The 19,083-nt window shown below is 71.3% G+C and carries 20 protein-coding genes; 9 read left to right on the forward strand and 11 right to left on the reverse strand.

Annotation, left to right across the window (positions count from 1 at the left end; all coding sequences use genetic code 11):
* Positions 1–197 precede the first annotated feature (197 nt).
* Genes IA22_RS0115815 through IA22_RS0115825 form a run of 3 tightly spaced genes read left to right on the forward strand, consistent with a single transcriptional unit; the run spans position 198 to position 3,378 of the window.
* Positions 198–875 carry a bifunctional DNA primase/polymerase gene (locus IA22_RS0115815; protein WP_014154725.1) on the forward strand — a complete coding sequence of 226 codons (678 nt, stop codon included), beginning with the start codon at positions 198–200 and terminating at the stop codon, positions 873–875.
* A gap of 38 nt (positions 876–913) precedes the next feature.
* Positions 914–1,738, forward strand: a complete 825-nt coding sequence (locus IA22_RS0115820) for an ABC transporter ATP-binding protein (protein WP_014154726.1) — start codon at positions 914–916, stop codon at positions 1,736–1,738.
* Positions 1,735–3,378: a hypothetical protein gene (locus tag IA22_RS0115825; RefSeq protein WP_030123948.1), complete on the forward strand. Its 1,644-nt coding sequence runs from the start codon at positions 1,735–1,737 to the stop codon at positions 3,376–3,378. Before IA22_RS0115820 ends, IA22_RS0115825 begins: the two co-directional genes overlap by 4 nt.
* A 49-nt stretch (positions 3,379–3,427) precedes the next feature.
* Here the strand turns inward: IA22_RS0115825 and IA22_RS0115830 are convergent, their stop codons facing one another.
* Positions 3,428–4,312, reverse strand: a complete 885-nt coding sequence (locus tag IA22_RS0115830; RefSeq protein WP_030123949.1) for an alpha/beta fold hydrolase — start codon at positions 4,310–4,312, stop codon at positions 3,428–3,430.
* 641 nt (positions 4,313–4,953) lie between these two features.
* Complete coding sequence (locus IA22_RS0115835) at positions 4,954–5,646, reverse strand: iron-dependent transcriptional repressor DtxR (protein WP_014154729.1); 693 nt, start codon at positions 5,644–5,646, stop codon at positions 4,954–4,956.
* A 209-nt stretch (positions 5,647–5,855) separates the two neighbouring features.
* Here IA22_RS0115835 and IA22_RS0115840 point away from each other — a divergent pair, with 209 nt between their 5' ends.
* The gene (locus IA22_RS0115840; RefSeq protein WP_014154730.1) at positions 5,856–6,611 is read left to right on the forward strand and encodes an SIS domain-containing protein; all 756 of its coding nucleotides are present in this window, start codon (positions 5,856–5,858) and stop codon (positions 6,609–6,611) included.
* A 72-nt stretch (positions 6,612–6,683) separates the two neighbouring features.
* Here IA22_RS0115840 and IA22_RS0115845 read toward each other — a convergent pair whose 3' ends face one another.
* Positions 6,684–8,069: a PAS domain-containing protein gene (locus IA22_RS0115845; RefSeq protein ID WP_014154731.1), complete on the reverse strand. Its 1,386-nt coding sequence runs from the start codon at positions 8,067–8,069 to the stop codon at positions 6,684–6,686.
* Positions 8,070–8,478: 409 nt separating this feature from the next.
* Positions 8,479–9,264 (reverse strand): SDR family oxidoreductase, encoded by a 786-nt coding sequence (locus IA22_RS0115850; RefSeq protein WP_030123950.1) that lies wholly within the window; start codon positions 9,262–9,264, stop codon positions 8,479–8,481.
* 103 nt (positions 9,265–9,367) lie between these two features.
* Between IA22_RS0115850 and IA22_RS0115855 the strand changes: the two genes are divergently transcribed.
* Positions 9,368–9,973, forward strand: a complete 606-nt coding sequence (locus tag IA22_RS0115855) for a TetR/AcrR family transcriptional regulator (RefSeq protein WP_015578283.1) — start codon at positions 9,368–9,370, stop codon at positions 9,971–9,973.
* 43 nt (positions 9,974–10,016) lie between these two features.
* On the opposite strand, the gene pdxH is transcribed toward IA22_RS0115855, so the two are convergent.
* Positions 10,017–10,649: a pyridoxamine 5'-phosphate oxidase gene (gene pdxH / locus IA22_RS0115860; RefSeq protein WP_015578282.1), complete on the reverse strand. Its 633-nt coding sequence runs from the start codon at positions 10,647–10,649 to the stop codon at positions 10,017–10,019.
* 258 nt (positions 10,650–10,907) lie between these two features.
* Between pdxH and IA22_RS0115865 the strand changes: the two genes are divergently transcribed.
* Positions 10,908–12,017, forward strand: coding sequence for a citrate synthase 2 (locus IA22_RS0115865; RefSeq protein WP_014154735.1), 1,110 nt, complete (start codon positions 10,908–10,910; stop codon positions 12,015–12,017).
* A 520-nt stretch (positions 12,018–12,537) separates the two neighbouring features.
* Here IA22_RS0115865 and IA22_RS34120 read toward each other — a convergent pair.
* The 3 genes from IA22_RS34120 to IA22_RS0115880 all read right to left on the reverse strand — a co-directional run bounded on the left by IA22_RS34120 (position 12,538) and on the right by IA22_RS0115880 (position 13,580).
* Positions 12,538–12,690, reverse strand: a complete 153-nt coding sequence (locus IA22_RS34120) for a hypothetical protein (protein WP_162471237.1) — start codon at positions 12,688–12,690, stop codon at positions 12,538–12,540.
* A 315-nt stretch (positions 12,691–13,005) separates the two neighbouring features.
* A complete protein-coding gene (locus IA22_RS0115875; protein WP_030123951.1) occupies positions 13,006–13,320 on the reverse strand; it encodes a hypothetical protein in 315 nt (104 codons plus the stop codon).
* Positions 13,317–13,580 carry a hypothetical protein gene (locus IA22_RS0115880; RefSeq protein ID WP_014154738.1) on the reverse strand — a complete coding sequence of 88 codons (264 nt, stop codon included), beginning with the start codon at positions 13,578–13,580 and terminating at the stop codon, positions 13,317–13,319. Before IA22_RS0115880 ends, IA22_RS0115875 begins: the two co-directional genes overlap by 4 nt.
* Positions 13,581–13,735: 155 nt before the next feature.
* Between IA22_RS0115880 and IA22_RS0115885 the strand changes: the two genes are divergently transcribed.
* The 3 genes from IA22_RS0115885 to IA22_RS0115895 all read left to right on the forward strand — a co-directional run bounded on the left by IA22_RS0115885 (position 13,736) and on the right by IA22_RS0115895 (position 16,147).
* Complete coding sequence (locus IA22_RS0115885; RefSeq protein WP_015578278.1) at positions 13,736–14,560, forward strand: helix-turn-helix domain-containing protein; 825 nt, start codon at positions 13,736–13,738, stop codon at positions 14,558–14,560.
* Positions 14,547–14,777, forward strand: a complete 231-nt coding sequence (locus tag IA22_RS0115890; protein WP_030123952.1) for a DUF397 domain-containing protein — start codon at positions 14,547–14,549, stop codon at positions 14,775–14,777. The genes IA22_RS0115885 and IA22_RS0115890 overlap by 14 nt, the downstream gene beginning before the upstream one ends.
* A gap of 434 nt (positions 14,778–15,211) precedes the next feature.
* Positions 15,212–16,147: a hypothetical protein gene (locus IA22_RS0115895; protein WP_038272317.1), complete on the forward strand. Its 936-nt coding sequence runs from the start codon at positions 15,212–15,214 to the stop codon at positions 16,145–16,147.
* 42 nt (positions 16,148–16,189) lie between these two features.
* On the opposite strand, the gene IA22_RS0115900 is transcribed toward IA22_RS0115895, so the two are convergent.
* From IA22_RS0115900 to IA22_RS0115910, 3 genes are read right to left on the reverse strand one after another with little or no spacing between them, the layout of a single operon-like run.
* Positions 16,190–16,768 carry a TetR/AcrR family transcriptional regulator gene (locus tag IA22_RS0115900; protein WP_015578275.1) on the reverse strand — a complete coding sequence of 193 codons (579 nt, stop codon included), beginning with the start codon at positions 16,766–16,768 and terminating at the stop codon, positions 16,190–16,192.
* Entirely contained in the window at positions 16,756–17,499 is a 744-nt protein-coding gene (locus tag IA22_RS0115905) for an enoyl-CoA hydratase family protein (protein ID WP_030123954.1), read from the reverse strand. The genes IA22_RS0115900 and IA22_RS0115905 overlap by 13 nt, the downstream gene beginning before the upstream one ends.
* Complete coding sequence (locus IA22_RS0115910) at positions 17,496–19,070, reverse strand: 4-coumarate--CoA ligase family protein (RefSeq protein ID WP_014154744.1); 1,575 nt, start codon at positions 19,068–19,070, stop codon at positions 17,496–17,498. The genes IA22_RS0115905 and IA22_RS0115910 overlap by 4 nt, the downstream gene beginning before the upstream one ends.
* Positions 19,071–19,083 lie beyond the last annotated feature (13 nt).

Below are 19,083 nucleotides of genomic sequence, written 5' to 3' on the forward strand. Positions count from 1 at the left end.
AAATGCGCATATTCATCTGTATCGGGTACGAGCAGTGGTGAGTTGGCACAATCCTGCGTGTGCCTACCCCCGCACCGGTGCGCTTCCTCCTACGCGCCCCCGGCCGTGCACCCGTGCGCCCCGTATGCAGGATCGATCCGTCCGGAAGGGTGCGCGTGCGCCCGTAACCCCTGGTGGCGCCGGGAGTTGAGCGGGGAGTGGAAGAGCCCATCGGAGTGACGGAAGCCGCGAAGGTCCCCAGGCAGCGGGGTGAACAGCTGCTCGAGGCCGCCGCCTGGTACGCCCAGGAGCGGCACTGGGACGTGTTCCCGGGCACCTGGCTCGAGGTCGTCGGAGGGGCGGAGCGCTGCTCCTGCGGTGACGCCCGCTGCGCGGCCCCCGGAGCACATCCCACCCGGCCCGACTGGGCGGACCAGGTGACCGGCAGCGCCGCCGCCGCACGCAGGATGTGGTCCAGGCAGCCCGGTTCGGCGGTCCTGCTGCCCACCGGCCGTACCTTCGACGCCCTGGACGTCCCGGAGGCCGCCGGCTTCCTGGCCCTGGCCAGGATGGAGCGGATGGGCCTGACGCTCGGCCCGGTGACCCGCACCCCGGACCGCCGGATGCTGTTCCTCGCGCTGCCGGGCGCCGCGGCCGAGGCGCCCGCGCTGGTACGCGGCCTGGGATGGGACGCCGAGGTGATCGGCCTGGTGGGGCGCGGCGAGGGTGACCACATGGCCGGGCCGCCGACCCGGACGGCCGGGCGCGGGGCCGTGCAGTGGGCCCGCCGCCCGTCCCGCGCCGATCTGTGGCTGCCCGGCGTGGAGGAGCTGATCGGCCCGCTCGCGTACGCCTGCGCGCGGGAGGCCGCCGACGCCCGGACCCGTCTTTCGTAGGGTGGTCCCCACAAGCGGGGACTTCGAAAGGCAGTGCCATGCCGGACCAGGCGGAGCGTACGGGCGGGACCGACACGGCGGGCGCGGCTCCCTCGCCGGCACCCGCCGTGCGGGTGGAGGGGTTGTGGAAGCGGTTCGGGGAGCAGGTCGCGGTCGCGGGGATCGATCTGGAGCTGCCCGCGGGCAAGTTCATCGGTCTGGTGGGCCCGAACGGCGCGGGGAAGACCACGACGCTCTCGATGGTGACCGGCCTTCTGCGGCCCGACATGGGGCGGATCGAGGTCGCGGGCCACGACGTGTGGCGGGATCCGGTCGAGGTGAAGTCCCGGATCGGCGTGCTGCCCGAGGGGCTGCGGCTCTTCGAGCGTCTGTCCGGGCGTGAACTCCTGGGATACACCGGGAGGTTGCGCGGGCTGCCCGGCGCCGAGGTGGACAAGCGCGCCACCCAGCTGCTCGACGTCCTGGACCTCGCGGGGGCGCAGCACAAGCTGGTCGTCGACTACTCGACCGGGATGCGCAAGAAGATCGGGCTGGCGTCCGCGCTGCTGCACAACCCCGAAGTCCTCTTCCTCGACGAACCGTTCGAGGGTGTCGATCCGGTGTCGGCGCAGACCATCCGCGGCGTTCTGGAGCGCTACACGCGCTCCGGTGCGACCGTGGTCTTCTCCAGTCATGTGATGGAGCTCGTCGAGTCCCTCTGCGACTGGGTGGCCGTGCTGGCCGCGGGGCGGATCCGGGCGCACGGCACGCTGACCGAGGTGCGCGGTGACGCGGCCTCCCTCCAGGACGCCTTCCTCGAACTCGTCGGCGCGGGTGCCCGGGACACCGGGGAGTCCCTCGACTGGCTGGGCGGTGCACGATGACGGTGCTCGACGCCCCCGCGGGCGCCGCTGTCCCGGCCGTACGCGGTCAGGGCCTGGTCCCCGTCTTCGCACGGCTCAAGCTGACGCTGCTGCGCAACGGGCTGCGCCAGTCGTCCGGGCGGCGGGCCGCCTACATCGCGTCCCTCGTCGTGACGCTGCTGCTCGCGGTGGGGCAGGTGATCGGCCTGGTGGCGCTGCGGGGGCACGCGCAGGCGGGCACGCTGGTGGTGCTGCTGGCCGCGGTGCTGGCCCTGGGCTGGGCGGTGATGCCGCTGTTCTTCCCGAGCGGGGACGAGACCCTGGACCCGAGCCGGCTGGTGATGCTTCCGCTGCGGCCGCGCCCGCTGGTCGGGGCTCTGCTGACGGCCTCGCTGATCGGCATCGGGCCGCTCTTCACGCTCGCCCTGGTCGTCGGCTCGGTGATCGCGCTGGCGCACGGGGCGGTCGCTGTGGTGTTCGGGGTGATCGCCGTACCGCTGACGGCACTGGTCTGTGTGGCGCTGGCGCGCTCGGTCACCACGGCCAACGTCCGGTTGCTGACCTCGCGCAAGGGCCGTGATCTCGCGGTGCTCAGCGGGCTGGTCATCGCGGTGGGCATCCAGTTCGTCAACTTCGGTGCGCAGCGCCTGGGCCGGGCGGGCGGGCTGTCCTCGCTCGAACCGGTCGCGGACGTGGTGCGATGGCTGCCCCCCGCCTCCGCTCTCGGCGCGGTGGAGTCCGCGTCCGAGGGTGCGTACGGGGTGGCGCTCGGGCAGTCGCTGCTCTCGGTGCTCGCGCTGGGCGTCCTGCTGTGGCTGTGGGAGCGGAGCCTCGTGAAGCTGATGACGTCACCGGACGGCTCCACGGTCGCCGCCGCCGAACCGTCGGCCGGGCGTTCCGGCGCGGGCCGTTCCGGTCTCTTCTCGCTGCTTCCGGAGGGGCGCACGGGGACGGTGATGGAGCGGAGCCTGCGCTACGTCGTACGGGATCCGAAGACCAAGGCGGCCTGGGTGACGGCGCTGGCGATCGGCCTGATCGTGCCGGTGCTGAACGCGGTGCAGGGCGGCGGGTCGGTCTACTTCGCGTGCTTCGCGGCCGGGATGCTCGGCATGCAGATGTACAACCAGTTCGGGCAGGACACCTCCGCCTTCTGGATGGTGGCGCTGTCGGTGTCCTCGACCCGGGACGCGTACCTCGAACTGCGGGCGCGGGCGCTCGCCCTGTTGCTGATCACCCTGCCGTACACGGTCCTGGTGACGGTGGTGACCGCCGCGGTCCTCGGGGAATGGGGTGCGCTGCCGGGGGTGATGGGCCTGTCGTTCGCGCTGCTGGGCGCGATGCTGGCGACGGGCGCCCTGGCGTCGGCGCTGTTCCCGTACTCGATTCCGCAGGACGGGGCCTTCAAGAACGTCGTGCCGGGGCAGGCCGGGCTCGCCTGGATCTCCATGCTCGGCGGGGTGGTGGCGGCCGCGGTGCTCAGCGGCCCCGTGATCGGGCTGACGATCTGGCTGCACGTGGCAGGCCATCAGGACCGGCTGTGGCTGCTGTTGCCGGTGGGCGCGGTGTACGGGGCGTTCATCGGGTGGCTGGGCGTGCGGCTGGCCGCTCCGCGCACCGCGCAACGGCTCCCCGAGATCCTGGCGGCGGTCAGCAAGGGCTGACGGGCCAGGACACGGGGCGTACGGCGGAAGGGGACGGGGGGCCCGTCGTTCAGGGGCTGACGGGCTCCCGGTACCCCTCGGCGAGCTGTTCGAGGAAGGGCTCCACCGCCCTGCGCCAGCCGTCCGGCCGGTCGTAGTGGACGAGATGACCGGCGTCCTCCACCTCCGCGTACTGCCCGCGCGGCAGGACGCGGACCATCTCCTGGGCCTCGGCCCTGCCCAGCTCGCCGTCGATCCCGCGCAGGACCAGGGTGGGGCAGCGCACCTGCGCCAGCTCCTCCCAGTGGGCGTCGTAGACCCATGTGGCCCGGGACGCCAGCATCTGTTCCTGGGAGAAGACGGGCCGCCAGCCGTCGGCGCTCTCGGCCATCACCTCGGCGAAGAACTCGCCGCGCGAGGGGTTGGGCCGCTCCACCCAGGGGTCGTCCTCGCCGAACCACTTCCGCACGTCGGCGAGCGTCGCGAAGGGCAGCGGCCAGGTGGTGAACCAGTCCGCCCACTCGCGCTGCGAGGCGGCCCCGATCGCGGAGGCCCGCATGTCGCAGATGATCAACGCCTTGACGAGGTCGGGGCGCTTCGCGGCGAGCTGCCACGCCGTGAGCGCGCCCATCGAGTGCCCGACGAGGGTCACCGGGGCCAGGTCCAGCTGTTCGATCGCGGTCTCGGCGTCCGCGACATAGGCGTCACGGGTGTACAGGCCCCCGGCCGGCTTGTCGCTGCGCCCGTGACCACGCTGGTCGAGGCCGACCGGCCGGTGGCGCTCCGAGAGCCAGCGGGCGGTGGACGCCCAGTGCGTGGCCCGGCCCATCAGGCCGTGCAGCATTAAGATCCCGGGGGCCTGCCCGGCCTCCGCGCGATCCTTGGGCGGGTCGGCGAACTCCCAGGCCGCGAGGTTCACACCGTCGGATCCGGTCACATCGATGCGCCGCACCATTGGTTCTGGCACCCCCTTCTGGTCCTCGATCACCGTGTGCGTGCGCGCCAGACTATCGAACTCTTATTCGAAAACTCGCTTCCGGCTCGCAACATCCCACGTTTGAGTGACAGCGGTTCAGGATTGACGACGGCCGCCCTGGGGAGACCTTCTCCGGGAAGCGGACCACTCGGGGACAGGGGTCCGCGGGGACTGACCTCGAGAGCTCGGGGCTCCAGGTCAGCGCAGGGGAGGACAGGCCCCGGCACCTTCGGGCGCCGGGGCCGCGACATGTCCGGGCACGCAGGGGTCCGCGCTCGCGGCGGACGGCCGGGGCGGCATGGAGCAGCACCCCGGAAAATCGAACACCCCGCACCGCGACGGCGGTACGGGGGAGCGTGAGGGCGTCGGAGAGCCCGGCAGCCACCTCACGGTGCACGTGCCAGTGCGACGGGCGCATTCCCTGCTCCCTCCCCGACCGCCCGGCGGCTTCCGCCGGCGCCCTCAGGTCATATGCCTGGCCACAGCCTGGCACGCGTTTCGCCCGGGCGCTGCGATTCCGGGCGGAAAACAGAAAGCGGGCTTACCGGCTCACATCTGCACGTGCATCCGCATCGGCGCCTGCATGTGTGGCAGGGCGCCGACGCGGGCGCAACCGCTGGTCAGCGCTTTGCGACGAAGACGTGCGAGGCGACATCGGAGTCCAGCTCGGCCGCTTCGCCGCTGGAACCGACCAGCACGCCGCCGGCCGACTCCGTCACACTGACGACGGACCCGGGCTGCACGCCCGCCCGGCGCAGCGTGTACATCAGCTGCGCGTCGGTCTGGATCGGCTCACCGATCCGGCGCACCACCACGGTCTTGCCCTCCGTGCCCGGGTCGAGCTCGGCCAGGCTCACCATGCCCTCGTCCAGGAACGGATCGGCCTCGGACTTCTCGCCGAGTTCCTCCAGCCCCGGGATCGGGTTTCCGTACGGGGACTCCGTCGGGTGCCGCAGCAGCTCGAGCACCCGCCGCTCCACCGCTTCGCTCATCACGTGTTCCCAGCGGCACGCCTCGGCGTGGACCTGCTCCCACTCCAGGCCGATGACGTCGACGAGCAGGCACTCGGCGAGCCGGTGCTTGCGCATCACCCGGGTCGCCAGCCTGCGTCCCTCCTCGGTCAGCTCCAGATGGCGGTCGCCCGCGACCTGGACCAGGCCGTCCCGCTCCATACGCGCCACGGTCTGGCTGACCGTCGGACCACTCTGGTCCAGCCGTTCCGCGATCCGGGCGCGCATGGGGACCACGCCTTCCTCTTCGAGCTCGAGGATGGTGCGGAGATACATCTCCGTGGTGTCGATCAGTCCGGACATACGTGCCCCTCGATGCTGTGACATGAAGTCGTCGTGCGATGGCCCTCCACCAATTCTGACGCATGGCACCGACAACCGTGCCTCGCCGTCGGGAGTCCGTGCGGACGCCCGGTTCCGGGCGCTATTGACAGCCCAGTGGTCCAGACCGCAACGTGATCCGCGACACGGGCACCGCACGGACCCCCCACGCGCCAGGAAAGGCCTCCTCGATGAGCGACAGCAAGCTCGCCGGTCAGTTCTTCGACGCAGCGATCGGCCTGCTGGAGCGGGTGCGCGACGAGGAGGCGGGGTCGATCGCCGCCGCGGGGGCCGCGATCGCCGACACCGTCGCCGCGGGTGGCCGGCTCTTCGCCTTCGGCGCCGGGCACTCCTCGCTCGCCGCACAGGACGTCGTCTACCGGGCGGGCGGACTGGCCCTGATGAACCTGCTCGCGGTGCCCGGCACCGTCGGCGTCGACGTCATGCCCGCCACGCTCGGCTCGGCCCTGGAGCGGGTGGACGGTCTCGCGAGCGCGGTGCTGGACTCCAGCCCGGCCCGGGCCGGCGACCTCCTCGTGATCATCTCCCTGTCCGGCCGCAACGCACTGCCCGTGGAGATGGCGCAGAACGCGCGTGCGCTCGGGCTCACGGTCGTCGGGGTCACCTCCGTCGCCTACGCGACGGGCACGAAGTCCCGGCACGTCTCGGGCGGATTCCTGCGCGACCACTGCGACATCGTTCTGGACAGCAAGATCGCGATCGGGGACGCCGAGCTGCGGACGGAGGGCGTGGAGGCACCCTTCGCACCCGCGTCGACGGTCGTCACCAGCGCGCTGATGCAGGCCATGATGGCCACCGCGGCGGAGGAACTCGTCGCCCGCGGGATCGAGCCGCCGCTGCTGCGCTCGGGCAACGTCGACGGCGGACACGAGTGGAACGGGCGCGTGATGCGGGAGTACGGCGACCGCGTCTTCTACCGGCACTGAGCGGCCCGGGGCGCCCGGACGGGAGCGGCCCGCGCCACCGTCACCGACGCACCGCCGGGCGCGGCCTCACCCTCAGGCGTCCGGCCCGGCCGTCAGCCGGGCCAGGTCGACCGCCGTGGCGACCCGGGCGGCCACGCTCTCCGCGTACGTCACGTCGGGGCGTTCGAACGCGCTGCGGTTCGCCGCGCGCAGGAACGTCACCACGCCGAGCGTCCGCCCCCGGCTCCGCAGCACCGCGCACAGGGCGTGCACCGAGCCGTCCGGCCACTGGTGCTCCACCGACCACGCCCCGCCCGCTCCCGCCGGCGCGGCGGCCCGGACGGATCCCTCGCGCTCCACGGCCTGGAGGGCCGGGTGTCCGGGCGCGTACCGCACCGGGAGCGGGCCGCCGGACACCGGCAGACAGGGTCCCGGCGCGTCGGACGGCGTGGCCGCGGCCCGTACGAGCCGCTCCCCCGCCGCCAGGTCCGCCAGCAGATCGACGACCACGTGGTCGGCGAACCCGGCCAGCGCGTAGTCCAGCGACGTGGTCGCCGCCTCCATCGGGTCCTCGCACTCCGCGGCCTGGCGGGCCGCGCGGTGCAGCTGCTTCGCGCGGAAGCGCACCCGGTCCGCGTCCTGCTCCGCGAGCTTCGCCGCGGTGACGTCCCGGAACAGCCAGCCGACCCCGAGCGGAACCGGTTCTTCCGCGAGCGGCGAGGCCAGCCTCAGGAACCCGCTGCGCCAGCAGCGCCGCCGGTCGCCGTCGGCGGTGCGCAGGGTCACCCACAGCTCGGCCGGGGCGGGCGGCGCACCCTCGGCGAGGACGTGCTGCAGGGCGCTCTCCAGGTCCTCGACGCCCTGCACGATCAGCTCGCCCAGCGGTCGCCCGAGCAGCGTGGTGCGTCCGCCGCCCAGCGCGCGGGCGGCGTAGGCGTTCACCACGGTGGGACGCAGGTCGACGTCGACGGCGACGACGCCCCAGGACGCGTCCTCGAACAGGGCCTCGCTGAGCGCGATGGAACGCTCCAGGTCGATCTGCGCGTGCACCTCGCTGAACGCGCAGTACACCCCGGCGGGCTTCCCGTCCTCACCACGGACCCCCGACGACTGGGTCCGCACGAGGACGCGCCCGCCGTCCTTGCGCAGCAGCGCGAACTCGTGGACCTGGCGGCCCGGCGCGTCCATGACGGACAGCAGCCGTCCCTGTACGTCCCCGGCGTCCGCGCTCCGGACGGCCCACCCGGCGAATCCGCGCCGGCCGACGGCCTCGGCGGCGCTCCAGCCGAGGATCCGCTCGGCCTCGCGGTTCCAGTGGGTGATGGTGCCGTGCGCGTCGAACGCGCAGAGCGCGGCGTCCATCCCGTCCAGCAGGGCCGCGAGAAGCCGGGTGCCCGGGATCGCCGCCGGATGGTCCCGCCCGGGGTCCTCGTCGGGGCCGACCGCGTCGGTGGTCCCGGTGCTCCTGGAAGCACTCACTCCGTACCTCCCGCAGGGCGTCTTCCGCTTCGCGTCTCGCATTGCCGCACGTCAGACCATTGAACTCGAACGTGAGCCACCACACAGCCACTTCCCTGAAATCCGGTGTCCACCCAGGGCCGCGTTAATTCGGTTGTGCGTGCGCGAGGGCGTTCCTAGGCTGTGGGCACACGCTGAAAGGAGGTGATCCGAAAAGTGCAGTCTTATCGGATTCGTGAGGTGGCTGCGGGCTGACAGCCCGTCGTCGCACACCGTGCACCTCGGCAGGCTGTCTGCCGAAACCCAAGCAGTCACCGACCCGCAGGCTCGCCGGTAAGTCCGGCCGGCTCCTCCGCAAGGAGGGACCAGAGCCTGCGGGTTCCTGCGTTCCCCGGGCACTCCCGGGGTCGCCCTCTCCGGTCAGGAGGGCTCAGTACTGCTCGGACTGGCCGCCGTCGATCGCCACGACCGTGGCGTTGATGAAGCCGGACTCCTCGGAGAGCAGGAACGCGACCAGGTTGCCGACCTCCTCGGGCCTGCCGAAGCGCTTCATCGGGTTGACGCTGACGAAGGCCTCGCCGGCCTTCTCCCAGTTGTCCGCGTCGATCTGCTTGAGCGAGGCCTCGACCATCGGGGTCATGATGGCACCGGGGGCGATCGCCTTGACCGAGACGCCGAACTGCCCGTACTCGACACCGGAGTTGCGGGTGAGACCGACCACGCCGTGCTTGGCCGCCGCATAGCCGGACTGGTTGCCCACGCCCCGTATGCCGCCGACCGATGCCGTGTTCACGACGGATCCGGAGCCCTGGCCCTTCATGACCGGGAGCACGTACTTGAGGCCGAGGAACACGCCGCGGAGGTTGATCGAGACGACGCGGTCGAACTCGTCGGAGCCGAAGTCCTCGGTGAGGTTCTGCTTGCCCTCGATGCCGGCGTTGTTGAAGAAGCCGTCGATGCGTCCGTACGCCTCGACCGTGGCGGAGACGTACCGCCGGGTGTCCTCCTCGGAGCTGACGTCGGCGGTGATCCGCAGGACCTCCGCGCCGGGCGCCGCCTTCTCCACCTCGGCCGCCGTGTCCGCGAGGCCCTGCTCGCTGACGTCGACGAGCGCCAGCCGGGCGCCTTCCGCCGCGACCCTCACGGCCGCCGAGCGGCCGAGTCCCGAGCCGCCGCCGGTGATGAGGACGACCTTGCCGTTGAACCGGTCTTCCATGACTGAACCTCCACGCCGAGATGTGCCGGATGACACTTAGGCTAGACAGTACGTACAGTCTAAATATTCCGCTGTGCCCGTATCGTGCGGCTCAGGAGGTTCCATGGACGACGAACGCCCCGCAGCACGCCCCCGTCGCGGCCCGCACCGCGACCCGGAAGCCCACGAGGCGGTCCTGGCGGCCACGCGGGAGCTGGTGGCCGAGCTGGGCTACAAGGGCGTGACGATGGACCGCATCGCCTCACGGGCCGGGGTGGCCCGGATGACGGTCTACCGCTGGTGGCCGAACAAGGCGGCCGTGATCACCGAGGCGGTCGCCGACCGGCTCGCCCCCGGACCGGCCCCCGACACGGGCGATGTGCGCGAGGACGCGCTGCTCTGGCTGCGGAACCTGGTGCGGACCCTGACCCTGCTGGGCGACCCCAGCGTGGTGACGGGCGCGCTGACCGAGCGCGGCGAGGCCGGCCGGGCGGATCTGCGGGACCTCCTGCGCGCCCACGCCGAGCGGGCCGCTCTGCTGCTGCGCAACGGCGTGGCCCGGGGCGGGCTCCCGGAGGGGCTGCCGGTGGACACGATCGTCGACAGCTGGACCGGTTACGTCGTGTACCGGACGGTGTTCCTGGGCCAGGAGATCACCGAGGCCGACCTCCTCGGCCTCGTACGGCTGCTGCCGGAGTCCGGCGAGGCTCCGGGCGCCGAGGCGGGCTGAGAGGCCCCGGACCCGAGGAGTCCAGGGGCTCTCGGGGAGCCCCTCAGGGGCAGAGGCGCTCCACGTGCCAGCCCGCCTCCGGGCTCTCCCGCACGTACCGCAGCCGGTCGTGCAGCCGGTTCTCGTGCCCCTGCCAGAACTCGATCGCGTCCGGCACGACGCGGAAGCCGCCCCACTGCGGGGGCGCCGGGACCTTCTCGCCCTCGGGGTACCGGGCCGCGAGCTCCTCGTAACGGTCCACCAGTTCCTGGCGGGAGCCGATCACCGCAGACTGGTCGCTCGCCCAGGCACCCAGCTGGGAGCCGTGCGGGCGGGTGCGGAAGTACGCCACCGTCTCCTCCCGGCCGACGCGGACAGCCGAACCGGTGACGATGACCTGGCGGGCCAGCGGGTGCCAGGGGAAGAGCAGCGAGACGTACGGGTTCGCCGTGAGTTCCCGGCCCTTCCGGGAGCCGTAGTTGGTGAAGAAGACGAAGCCGCGCGCGTCGTAGTGCTTCAGGAGCACCGTCCGGGAGGACGGCCGGCCCCGGGAGTCGGCCGTGGAGACCACCATCGCGTTCGGCTCGTGCAGCGCGCCGCCGCCGGCGACCTGGCGGAACCAGTGGGCGAACTGCTCCATGGGGTCCGCGGCGAGATCCTTCTCGGTGAAGTCCTCGGAGCGGTACTGCTCGCGCATCCCGGCGGGATCGGTGGTGCAATCGGATGACGGGACGCGAGAGGAGGCGGAAGCGGAAGACGGAGTGGCATCTGCTGTGGGCACGGGGCCATCCTGCCGCAGCGGGCCGGTTTCCCCACGGGGAGGGGCACGATCGCCGGTCCGCGAGCCGGAGGGGCTGTGCCGGACGTCACCCTTCCCCGCGTCGTGGTAACCCGCCAGTATCGTGCTCAGGCCTTTGTGGCCTGAACACAGCCGCCGAGTCGAGGGAGCCGCCCGATGTCCGACTTCGTACCCGGACTTGAAGGAGTCGTCGCGTTCGAGACGGAGATCGCCGAACCCGACAAGGAAGGCGGCTCGCTCCGTTACCGCGGCGTCGACATCGAGGACCTCGTCGGCCACGTGTCGTTCGGCAACGTCTGGGGCCTGCTGGTGGACGGGGCGTTCAACCCCGGTCTGCCGCCCGCCGAGCCGTTCCCGATCCCCGTGCACTCCGGTGACATCCGGGTCGACGTGCAGTCCGCACTCGCCATGCTGGCCCCGGTCTGGGGCCTGAAGCCGCTGCTCGACATCGACGAGGAGACCGCGCGCAACGACCTGGCGCGGGCCGCCGTGATGGCGCTGTCCTACGTCGCCCAGTCGGCCCGCGGCCAGGGTCGCCCGATGGTCCCGCAGAGCGAGATCGACAAGGCCGAGTCCGTCGTCGAGCGGTTCATGATCCGTTGGCGCGGTGAGCCGGACCCGAAGCACGTCAAGGCCGTCGACGCCTACTGGACGTCGGCCGCCGAGCACGGGATGAACGCCTCGACGTTCACCGCCCGGGTCATCGCGTCCACCGGTGCGGACGTGTCGGCGGCACTGTCCGGAGCGGTGGGCGCCATGTCGGGTCCGCTGCACGGCGGGGCCCCGTCCCGGGTCCTCGGCATGATCGAGGAGATCGAGCGGACGGGCGACGCGACGGCGTACGTCAAGCAGGCCCTGGACAAGGGCGAGCGTCTGATGGGCTTCGGCCACCGCGTGTACCGCGCCGAGGACCCCCGGGCCCGCGTCCTGCGCCGCACGGCCCGTGAACTGGCCGCCCCGCGCTTCGAGGTGGCGGAGGCGCTGGAGAAGGCGGCCCTGGAGGAGCTCCACGCCCGCCGCCCGGACCGTGTCCTGGCGACGAACGTCGAGTTCTGGGCGGCGATCGTCCTGGACTTCGCCGAGGTCCCGGCCCACATGTTCACGTCGATGTTCAGTTGCGCCCGCACGGCGGGCTGGTCGGCGCACATCCTGGAACAGAAGCGGACGGGCCGCCTGGTGCGCCCCTCGGCGACGTACGTCGGCCCGGGCACGCGCGACCCCCGCTCGATCCCGGGCTACGACCAGCTGGCGGACCTGGGCAACTGACGGGCGGGGCGAGGGGGTACAGGACGTACCGCCTCGCCCTTCGCTCGGCCCGTTCATGAGGCGCGGCACTGCGGGCGCATGCGGGAACCATCCACGCAGGCTCGTGACCGGTCGACCAGATCCACCGCAGACCGTCCGGCGAACCTCAATGCACCGGCGATCACCGTGCGGGAACGCATCAGCCAGGCTGCTTCCGCTTGATATTCCTTATGTACAGGAAGCAGGCCCCGTACATACACGCACACAGAACAAGCAGACCCCAACCCCCATTATTTCCCTTCGCGATGAGAAATCCTGACAGGACCATCCCGGCGATCAGGAAGATCGTGGAAACCTGCATCCACCTCTTCACCGCCGCACGTTGCTCGAGGGACCATCCGACACGAGTCACGGAAACCGTCTTTCTCTGTGTGCCCGGGAGTGGCGAAGCAGCCGCCGGCGAGCTGGTTCGTCGCCGGCGTGTGAGCGCCCGGAGAGTGAACCGGCAGCGCAGGGCCGCATCGTGCTGTCCCACCCCTGCCTAGGGCTGAGCCTGCCGGGTGTACTTGAGGGTGAGGTGCAGACCCGACCAGAGGGCCACAGCCACCACGCACAGGATCCACCCCGCAGGGTTCCCCATGACTCCCAGAGCGATCCCGGAGATGAGGAGGACTCCGAAAGCGACGGAGGACATGACGTACAACATGCGGACTTTCGCCTGTTGCTCAACAGACTGCCCATGACGCCCCATGATCGATCCACCATTCCTGTTGGCTCCACACGCTGACACGCGCCTTCACGTTCGGCGAACGACTTCGCTGCCCCATGAACGCAAACCTGCCGGAACAAGCCGTTGCTGCCGACCGATACGCCCCGGAATATGCACCAGCGGGACATCATTTGCCTAGCGGAAACTGTTTGGTGACCCGGCGAAACGGGGCCGAGATTCGCCCCTGCCCAGTCGGCGTCCGCCACCGCAGCACGACGTGTCGAACGGGGTGACGGAGCATCACTCGCCGCCGGACACAGGCTCGTCAGAGGTGCCGTCCAGCCGTCGCCCCCGGCTCTCGGCCACACGCCGTACGTCGCCCAGCGATTCGGCCAGGCGGCACGCGAGGTAGTGCACCTGGGGGCCGGTGGCCCGTCGGTCGCCCAGCAGGTCCGCCGCGTGACCGAGCAGATCCTCGGCCATGGACAGCTGCGCACTCTCGATCCAGTCCGCCATCCGCGACACCGTGCCCGCGCAGTCCCCGAGGAGATAGCAGGGCTCGCCGCCCGCCGTCGTCCACGGGAGCAGCCGCGCTTCTCCGGACTCCGCCCTCACGCCGCCGCCTCCCACCCACGCGGGATGACCGCGAGCGCACGCCGCCGCCTCAGCTCCGCGATCCTGCGGGCTTCCCGCTCCCTTTCGTGCGCCACGTAGTAGGGGCGCACCAGTGGGCTGTCCTCGCCGCGCGGCGGACGTTCGCCGGTGCAGTGTCTCGTGATCCCGTCGGGGTGAGTGCACGCGCTCGGGGGATGCCCTGCTCCCGACGCCGGCCGTCTCGCCAGCAGCTCGAAGATCCGGGCGATGCGGTCCCTCATGGCTTCCTGCTTCCTGCGGATTTCGTGGCCACGCCACACGAAGGAGCGAACGACTGCGCTCCGTGCTCGACTCTTCACAGAATGAGGTCGCCACTCGCTACGCTGCCAGGGGTTCACGCCTGACAGCGCGCCTGTCATCCTGGGGAGTTGGTCGCATGACGTCGCATCACAGGCCACGCACGGCACGGGTGAAGTACGGCGAGGAGCTGCGGCTCAGGCGCACGGCGGCGGGGCTGACCCAGGAGGCGTTGAGCGAGCAGATCGTGTGCTCGCCGACGCTCATCAGCCACTTCGAGGCGGGCCGTCGGCTGCCCAACCCGGATGACGCCCAGCGGATCGACCGGGCGCTGAGCACGGACGGGTTCTTCGCCCGGTGGCTGAAGGATCTGGACACGAAGTTCGCGGAGCACTTCGCCGCCGTGGCCGAGCTTGAGCAGCAAGCCACTGATATTCGACAGTACGGAGCTTCACTGATTCCCGGGCTGCTCCAGACGAACGACTATGCGCGCGCCGTCTTCAAAGCCCATAGCCCCAACTTCCTGGCAGACGAGGTTGACAGCCTGATCGTCAACCGTGCTGCTCGTGCCCGAATCCTGGACAACTCGTTGAGCCCCACCGCTTGGACCTTGCTCGACGAGGCGGCGCTCCGGCGCCCGGTCGGCGGGCCACAGGTCATGGCCGAGCAACTGCGCAAGATCGCGGGCTTGGCGGATTCCGGAAGGATCCGGCTGCATGTGGTGCCGTTCAGCGTGGGAGCTCATGCCCTCATGGAAAGCATGCTCTACCTTCTGAGCTTCTCGGATGCCGCTCCGGTGGCATACGTAGAAGGTCTGCACACAGGCAAGTTGATCGATGATCCAACAGTGGTCGAGTCATGCAAGACGGCATACGCTCTGGCCCTGAGTGATGCGGCGCCGCATCACGAGTCCCTCGCCCTCGTCAGGGTCATCGCGGAGGAATACGAAAATGGCGAGCGTTGAACGCACCCGATCCGACTCCGCCTTGTTCGCAGGGTGGTACAAGTCCAGCTACAGCGGCGGAAGTAACGGCGAATGCCTTGAGGTGGCTCGCGGCTACGCCGTCGTCCCCGTACGGGACAGCAAGGTCTCCCACGGACCGGCCGTGATCGCGTCCACGGCAAGCTGGTCCGCCTTCGTCACAGCCGTCAGGAACGGCTCACTCGACCTCGGCGCCTGACCGGTCCTCCCCACGGGCCACCAGGCGCGGCCCGAAGCTCGGATCTCGCGTCCCGAGCCCCGAGCTCCGAGATCGGCACGTTCACTCCTCCGGGTGTACGTGGAGGAGGGTGCGCCCGAAGCTTGGGCTTCGGGATCCGGGTGCCGGGATGCGGGCTCCGAGGTCCGAGCGCCTTCTTGTCACCGGTAGGGAAAAGAAGGGGTTTGGGGAAACCTCCCCGACCTCCCGGACCCGTCACGGCCAGCAAGTATGACTAATCGTGACCAGCTTGCGGCGGAGTGTCATGACTGCTTACGGTGCGACCAAACGAACGACCCCGACGCGGTGTTAGCGCACCGGCCGGGGTCTCACCCCAAGATCGAAAGAGCGATCCCGTGGCTACCCAGCAGCCTAGTCCGGCCCCCTCCGCCCCCGCACTCTCCCGCCCGTACCCGATGGCCAAGACCGGTTACGGCAAGCGCTCGGTGCCGGACCGAAGCCCGTCACGCACGGACGTCTTCGCGCTCCTGCCCGCCCGCGAACGGTACGTCGCCGGGTTCGTCGACCACCTTCCCGACGGTGCGGCCATGGATGTGAAGAGCCTCGCCAAGCAACTGCCGCTCTACGGCCAGCAGGCGGTCGGCTCCGCCCTGCGGGCCCTGTCCGTGGCAGGCCACCTGCGGCGCGTACGGTGCCTGGTCGGTGAGGGCGAGCAGGTCCGCTGGGTCTTCCGGACGTTCTGGTCCCGTACCTCCCGCGACAACGAGTGGTGGGGCACGCACCTCGCCGCCTGGGGCGGTGAGTCAAGTCCGGTCGTCCCCGCAGCAACATCGCCGTCCGGGGCTGCCGTGGAGGAACCGCCCACGGCACCTGCCGTGCCGCAGCAGCGGACCCCGGAATCCACTCCGGCTCCGACTCCGGCTTCGGCCGATGCCCCCTCCCCCGCCTATCTGGCCCTGGCCCGGCTCGGACGCGCCGACTCGCGTCTGGCCCTGTCCGCCGCCGACTGCGCGGTGCTGGAGGCGCGGGCCGCCGAGTGGCTGGCCCGGGGCGTGACCACCGAGTACCTGACCCAGGCCCTCACCGCCGGACTCCCCGGGCAGATCGGCTCGCCGGTCGGGTTCGTACGCCGTCGCCTGGCCGACAAGATCCCGCCGATCGTTTCCCCGGCCGTGGCGCCGACCGCGTCCGGCGGCCCCGTTCACCGCATGATGATGGAGTGCGCCAAGTGCGGTGTACCCGGACGCCCGGAGGCCCTCCCCGACGGTCTCTGCCGCCCGTGCGGCCGGCCCGATCCGTCGGCGCCGGTGGACCTTCCCTCCGGTGCTCTCGCCGAGTCCGAGGTCCGCGCCCTCGCGGGCCACGTGAGGGAGTTGCTCAGGTCCCGCTGAGTGCGGGTGCCCGTTTCCCCACCACGCGTCCCCCACCACGCGTCAGCCAAGCGCTTCGTCCAGCAGGGCCGCCCACTGGGCCACGACCTTGCGGCGTCTGGCCGTGTCGTCCGTCAGGACGTTGGCGAGGCCCAGGCCGCGGGCCATGTCGAGCAGGCCCTGCACGGTCTCGCGCACCCCCGGGCGGCTCTCGTCCGCGCCGAGGAGTTCGACGGCGATCCGGTGGGTCTCCCGGCCGACCCGGGCCTCCAGTTCGGTGACGCGGGGCCTCAGCTGGGCTTCGTTCGAAGCGGCGACCCAGAGCTGGAGGGCGGCGCGGAAGAGGGGCCCCGTGTAGAGGTCGACCAGGGCGGCGATCACCGCCGCGCGGTCCTGGACGGGCAGTGCGCGCAGGGCGGCGGAGCGTTCCTCGGCGACGTACTCGACGGCGCCGGTGAACAGGTCCTCGCGGGTCGGGAAGTGGTGCTGGGCGGCTCCCCGCGAGACCCCGGCGTGCTCGGCGACGACGGTGACCGTGGAGCCCGCCCAGCCGTGTTCGGCCAGGCAGGCCACCGCCGACGCCAGGAGCCGTTGCCGGGTGGCGCGGCTCCTGTCCTGCTTCGGGGTCGTCACAGCACCCATGCGGGATCCCGTCGTTCCAGGAAGGCCGTCATCCCCTCCCGTGCGTCGTCGGAGGCGAAGAGCGCCGCCGAGCGGGCGATGAGGTCTTCTGCGTTCTGTTCGAAACTCCTCAGCACAGTAGCCGTGACCAGCTCTTTCGAAGCCGCCAGCCCCTGCGGTGACGCCCTGCGCAGTCCGTCCAGTACCGGTACGAGTGCCTTGTCCACGTCTTCGGGACCGGCGGCCAGGGTGACGAGGCCGATGCGGGCCGCCTCCTCCGCGTCGAAGCGTTCCCCGGTGAGGTAGTAGCGGGCGGCGGCGCGCGGGTCGAGGCGGGGCAGCAGCGGCAGGGAGATGACGGCGGGCGCCAGACCGAGCCGGGACTCGGTGAGCGCGAAGGAGGAGCCGGGCCCCGCCGCCGAGATGTCGCAGGCGCCGAGGAGCCCGAGCCCGCCGGCCCGGACGTGGCCGGTGACCCGGGCGACGACGGGTTTGGGCAGGGCGACGATCGCCCGCATCAGGGCGACGAAGGCCGCAGGTTCGGGTGGTGCGGTCAGGTCGGCGCCCGCGCAGAACGTGTTGCCGGTGTGGGTGAGCACGACCGCGCGCACCGCGTCGTCGCCCGCGCACCCGGCCAGCGCCTCGGTCAGCTCACCGACCAGCGTCGCGGAGAGCGCGTTGCGGTTGGCCGGGGAGTCGAGGGTGAGGGTGGTGATGCCCCGGTCGTGGGACGGGGTCGCCAGGGTCGTCACTGCTTCTCCCGGTCGCGCAGCTCGCGCCGCAGGATCTTGCCGGACACCGCACGGGGCACGGCTTCGATGAACTCGGCCTGTCTGACCTTCTTGTACGGCGAGACGCGCTCGGCGACGTATGTCAGGACGTCCTCCTCGGTGAGGTCCCCCGCGTCGGGCTGGCGGACCAGGTACGCCTTCGGGACCTCGTTGCCGTCGGCGTCGTGGACCCCGATGACGGCGGCGTCGGCGATCCCCGCGTGGGTGAGGAGCAGCGCCTCCAGATCGGCGGGGGCGACCTGGTAGCCCTTGTACTTGATGAGTTCCTTGACCCGGTCGACGACGTACAGCCAGCCGTCCGCGTCGACCCGGCCGACGTCACCGGTGTGCAGCCAGCCGTCGGGGTCGATCATCGCGGCGGTGGCGTCGGGGCGTCCGAGGTAGCCCTTCATCACCTGGGGGCCCCGGATCAGGATCTCGCCGTCGGTGCCGGGGGCGACGTCGATGCCGGGGTCGGTGAGCGCCACGATCCGCATCTCGGTGCCGGGCAGCAGTTTCCCGACGGCGCCGGGCGGAGGGTTCTCCGCGTCGAGGGGCACCACGTGCGTGCCGGGCGAGAGCTCCGTCATTCCGTACGCCTGGCGTACGGCGGGCACGCCGAGCCGGGTGGAGCAGGCGGCGGCGAGTTCGGCGTCCAGGGGTGCGGCGGCACTGACGATGTACTCCAGCGACGAGAGGTCGTAGTCGCCGACGAGCGGGTGCTTCGCGAGGGCCAGGACGATGGGCGGGGCGACGTACAGGCCGGTGATGCGGTGGGTCTGGATCGTCTCCAGGAACTGGGCGAGGTCGAAGCGGGGCAGGACGACGACGGTGGCGCCGTAGCGCAGCGGCCCGTTCATGAGGGCGGTCAGCCCGTAGATGTGGAAGAAGGGCAGCACGGCGAGGATGCGGTCGCGCTCGCCGAGGGGGACGAAGGGCCGCAGCTGCTCCAGGTTGGTGGCGATGGAGCGGTGGGTGAGCATGACGCCCTTGGGGGTGCCGGTGGTCCCGGAGGAGTACGGGAGCACGGCGATGTCCTCGGCCGGGTCGAAGGCGATCTCGGGCTCGGGCGCGGTGGACCCCAGCATGTCGAGTACGGAGGTGTGGCCCTCGGCCTGGTCGCAGACGTAGATCTCCTCGACACCGCCCGCGAGTTCGGCGGCCCGGCGGGCGACGTCCAGGAAGGGGGACACGGTGACGATCCAGCGTGCGGCGGAGTCCCCGAGCTGTTTGGCGAACTCATCCGCGGTGGACAGCGGGTGGATGGTGGTGACGGTGGCGCCGGCCCGGGTCGCCCCGTAGAAGACGGCCGGGTAGGCGATCGTGTTGGGGCTGTGCAGGGCGAGCACGTCGCCCTTGCGCAGCCCGGCCGCGGCGAGGTACGCGGCGATGCGCCGGTGGAAGGTGTCGAGCTGGGCGTAGGTGACGGTCATCCCGTTGGTGCCGTCGATCAGTGCGGGTGTGTCACCGAAGTCCGCGGCGTTCCCGAGGACGGCTTCGTGGATGGGTCTTTCGAGGGGCTGGACGTCTGCGTACTCGCTGTGGAACACCATGGCGGTCCCCTTC

Source organism: Kitasatospora papulosa (assembly GCF_000717245.1).
Taxonomy (GTDB): Bacteria; Actinomycetota; Actinomycetes; order Streptomycetales; family Streptomycetaceae; genus Streptomyces; species Streptomyces papulosus.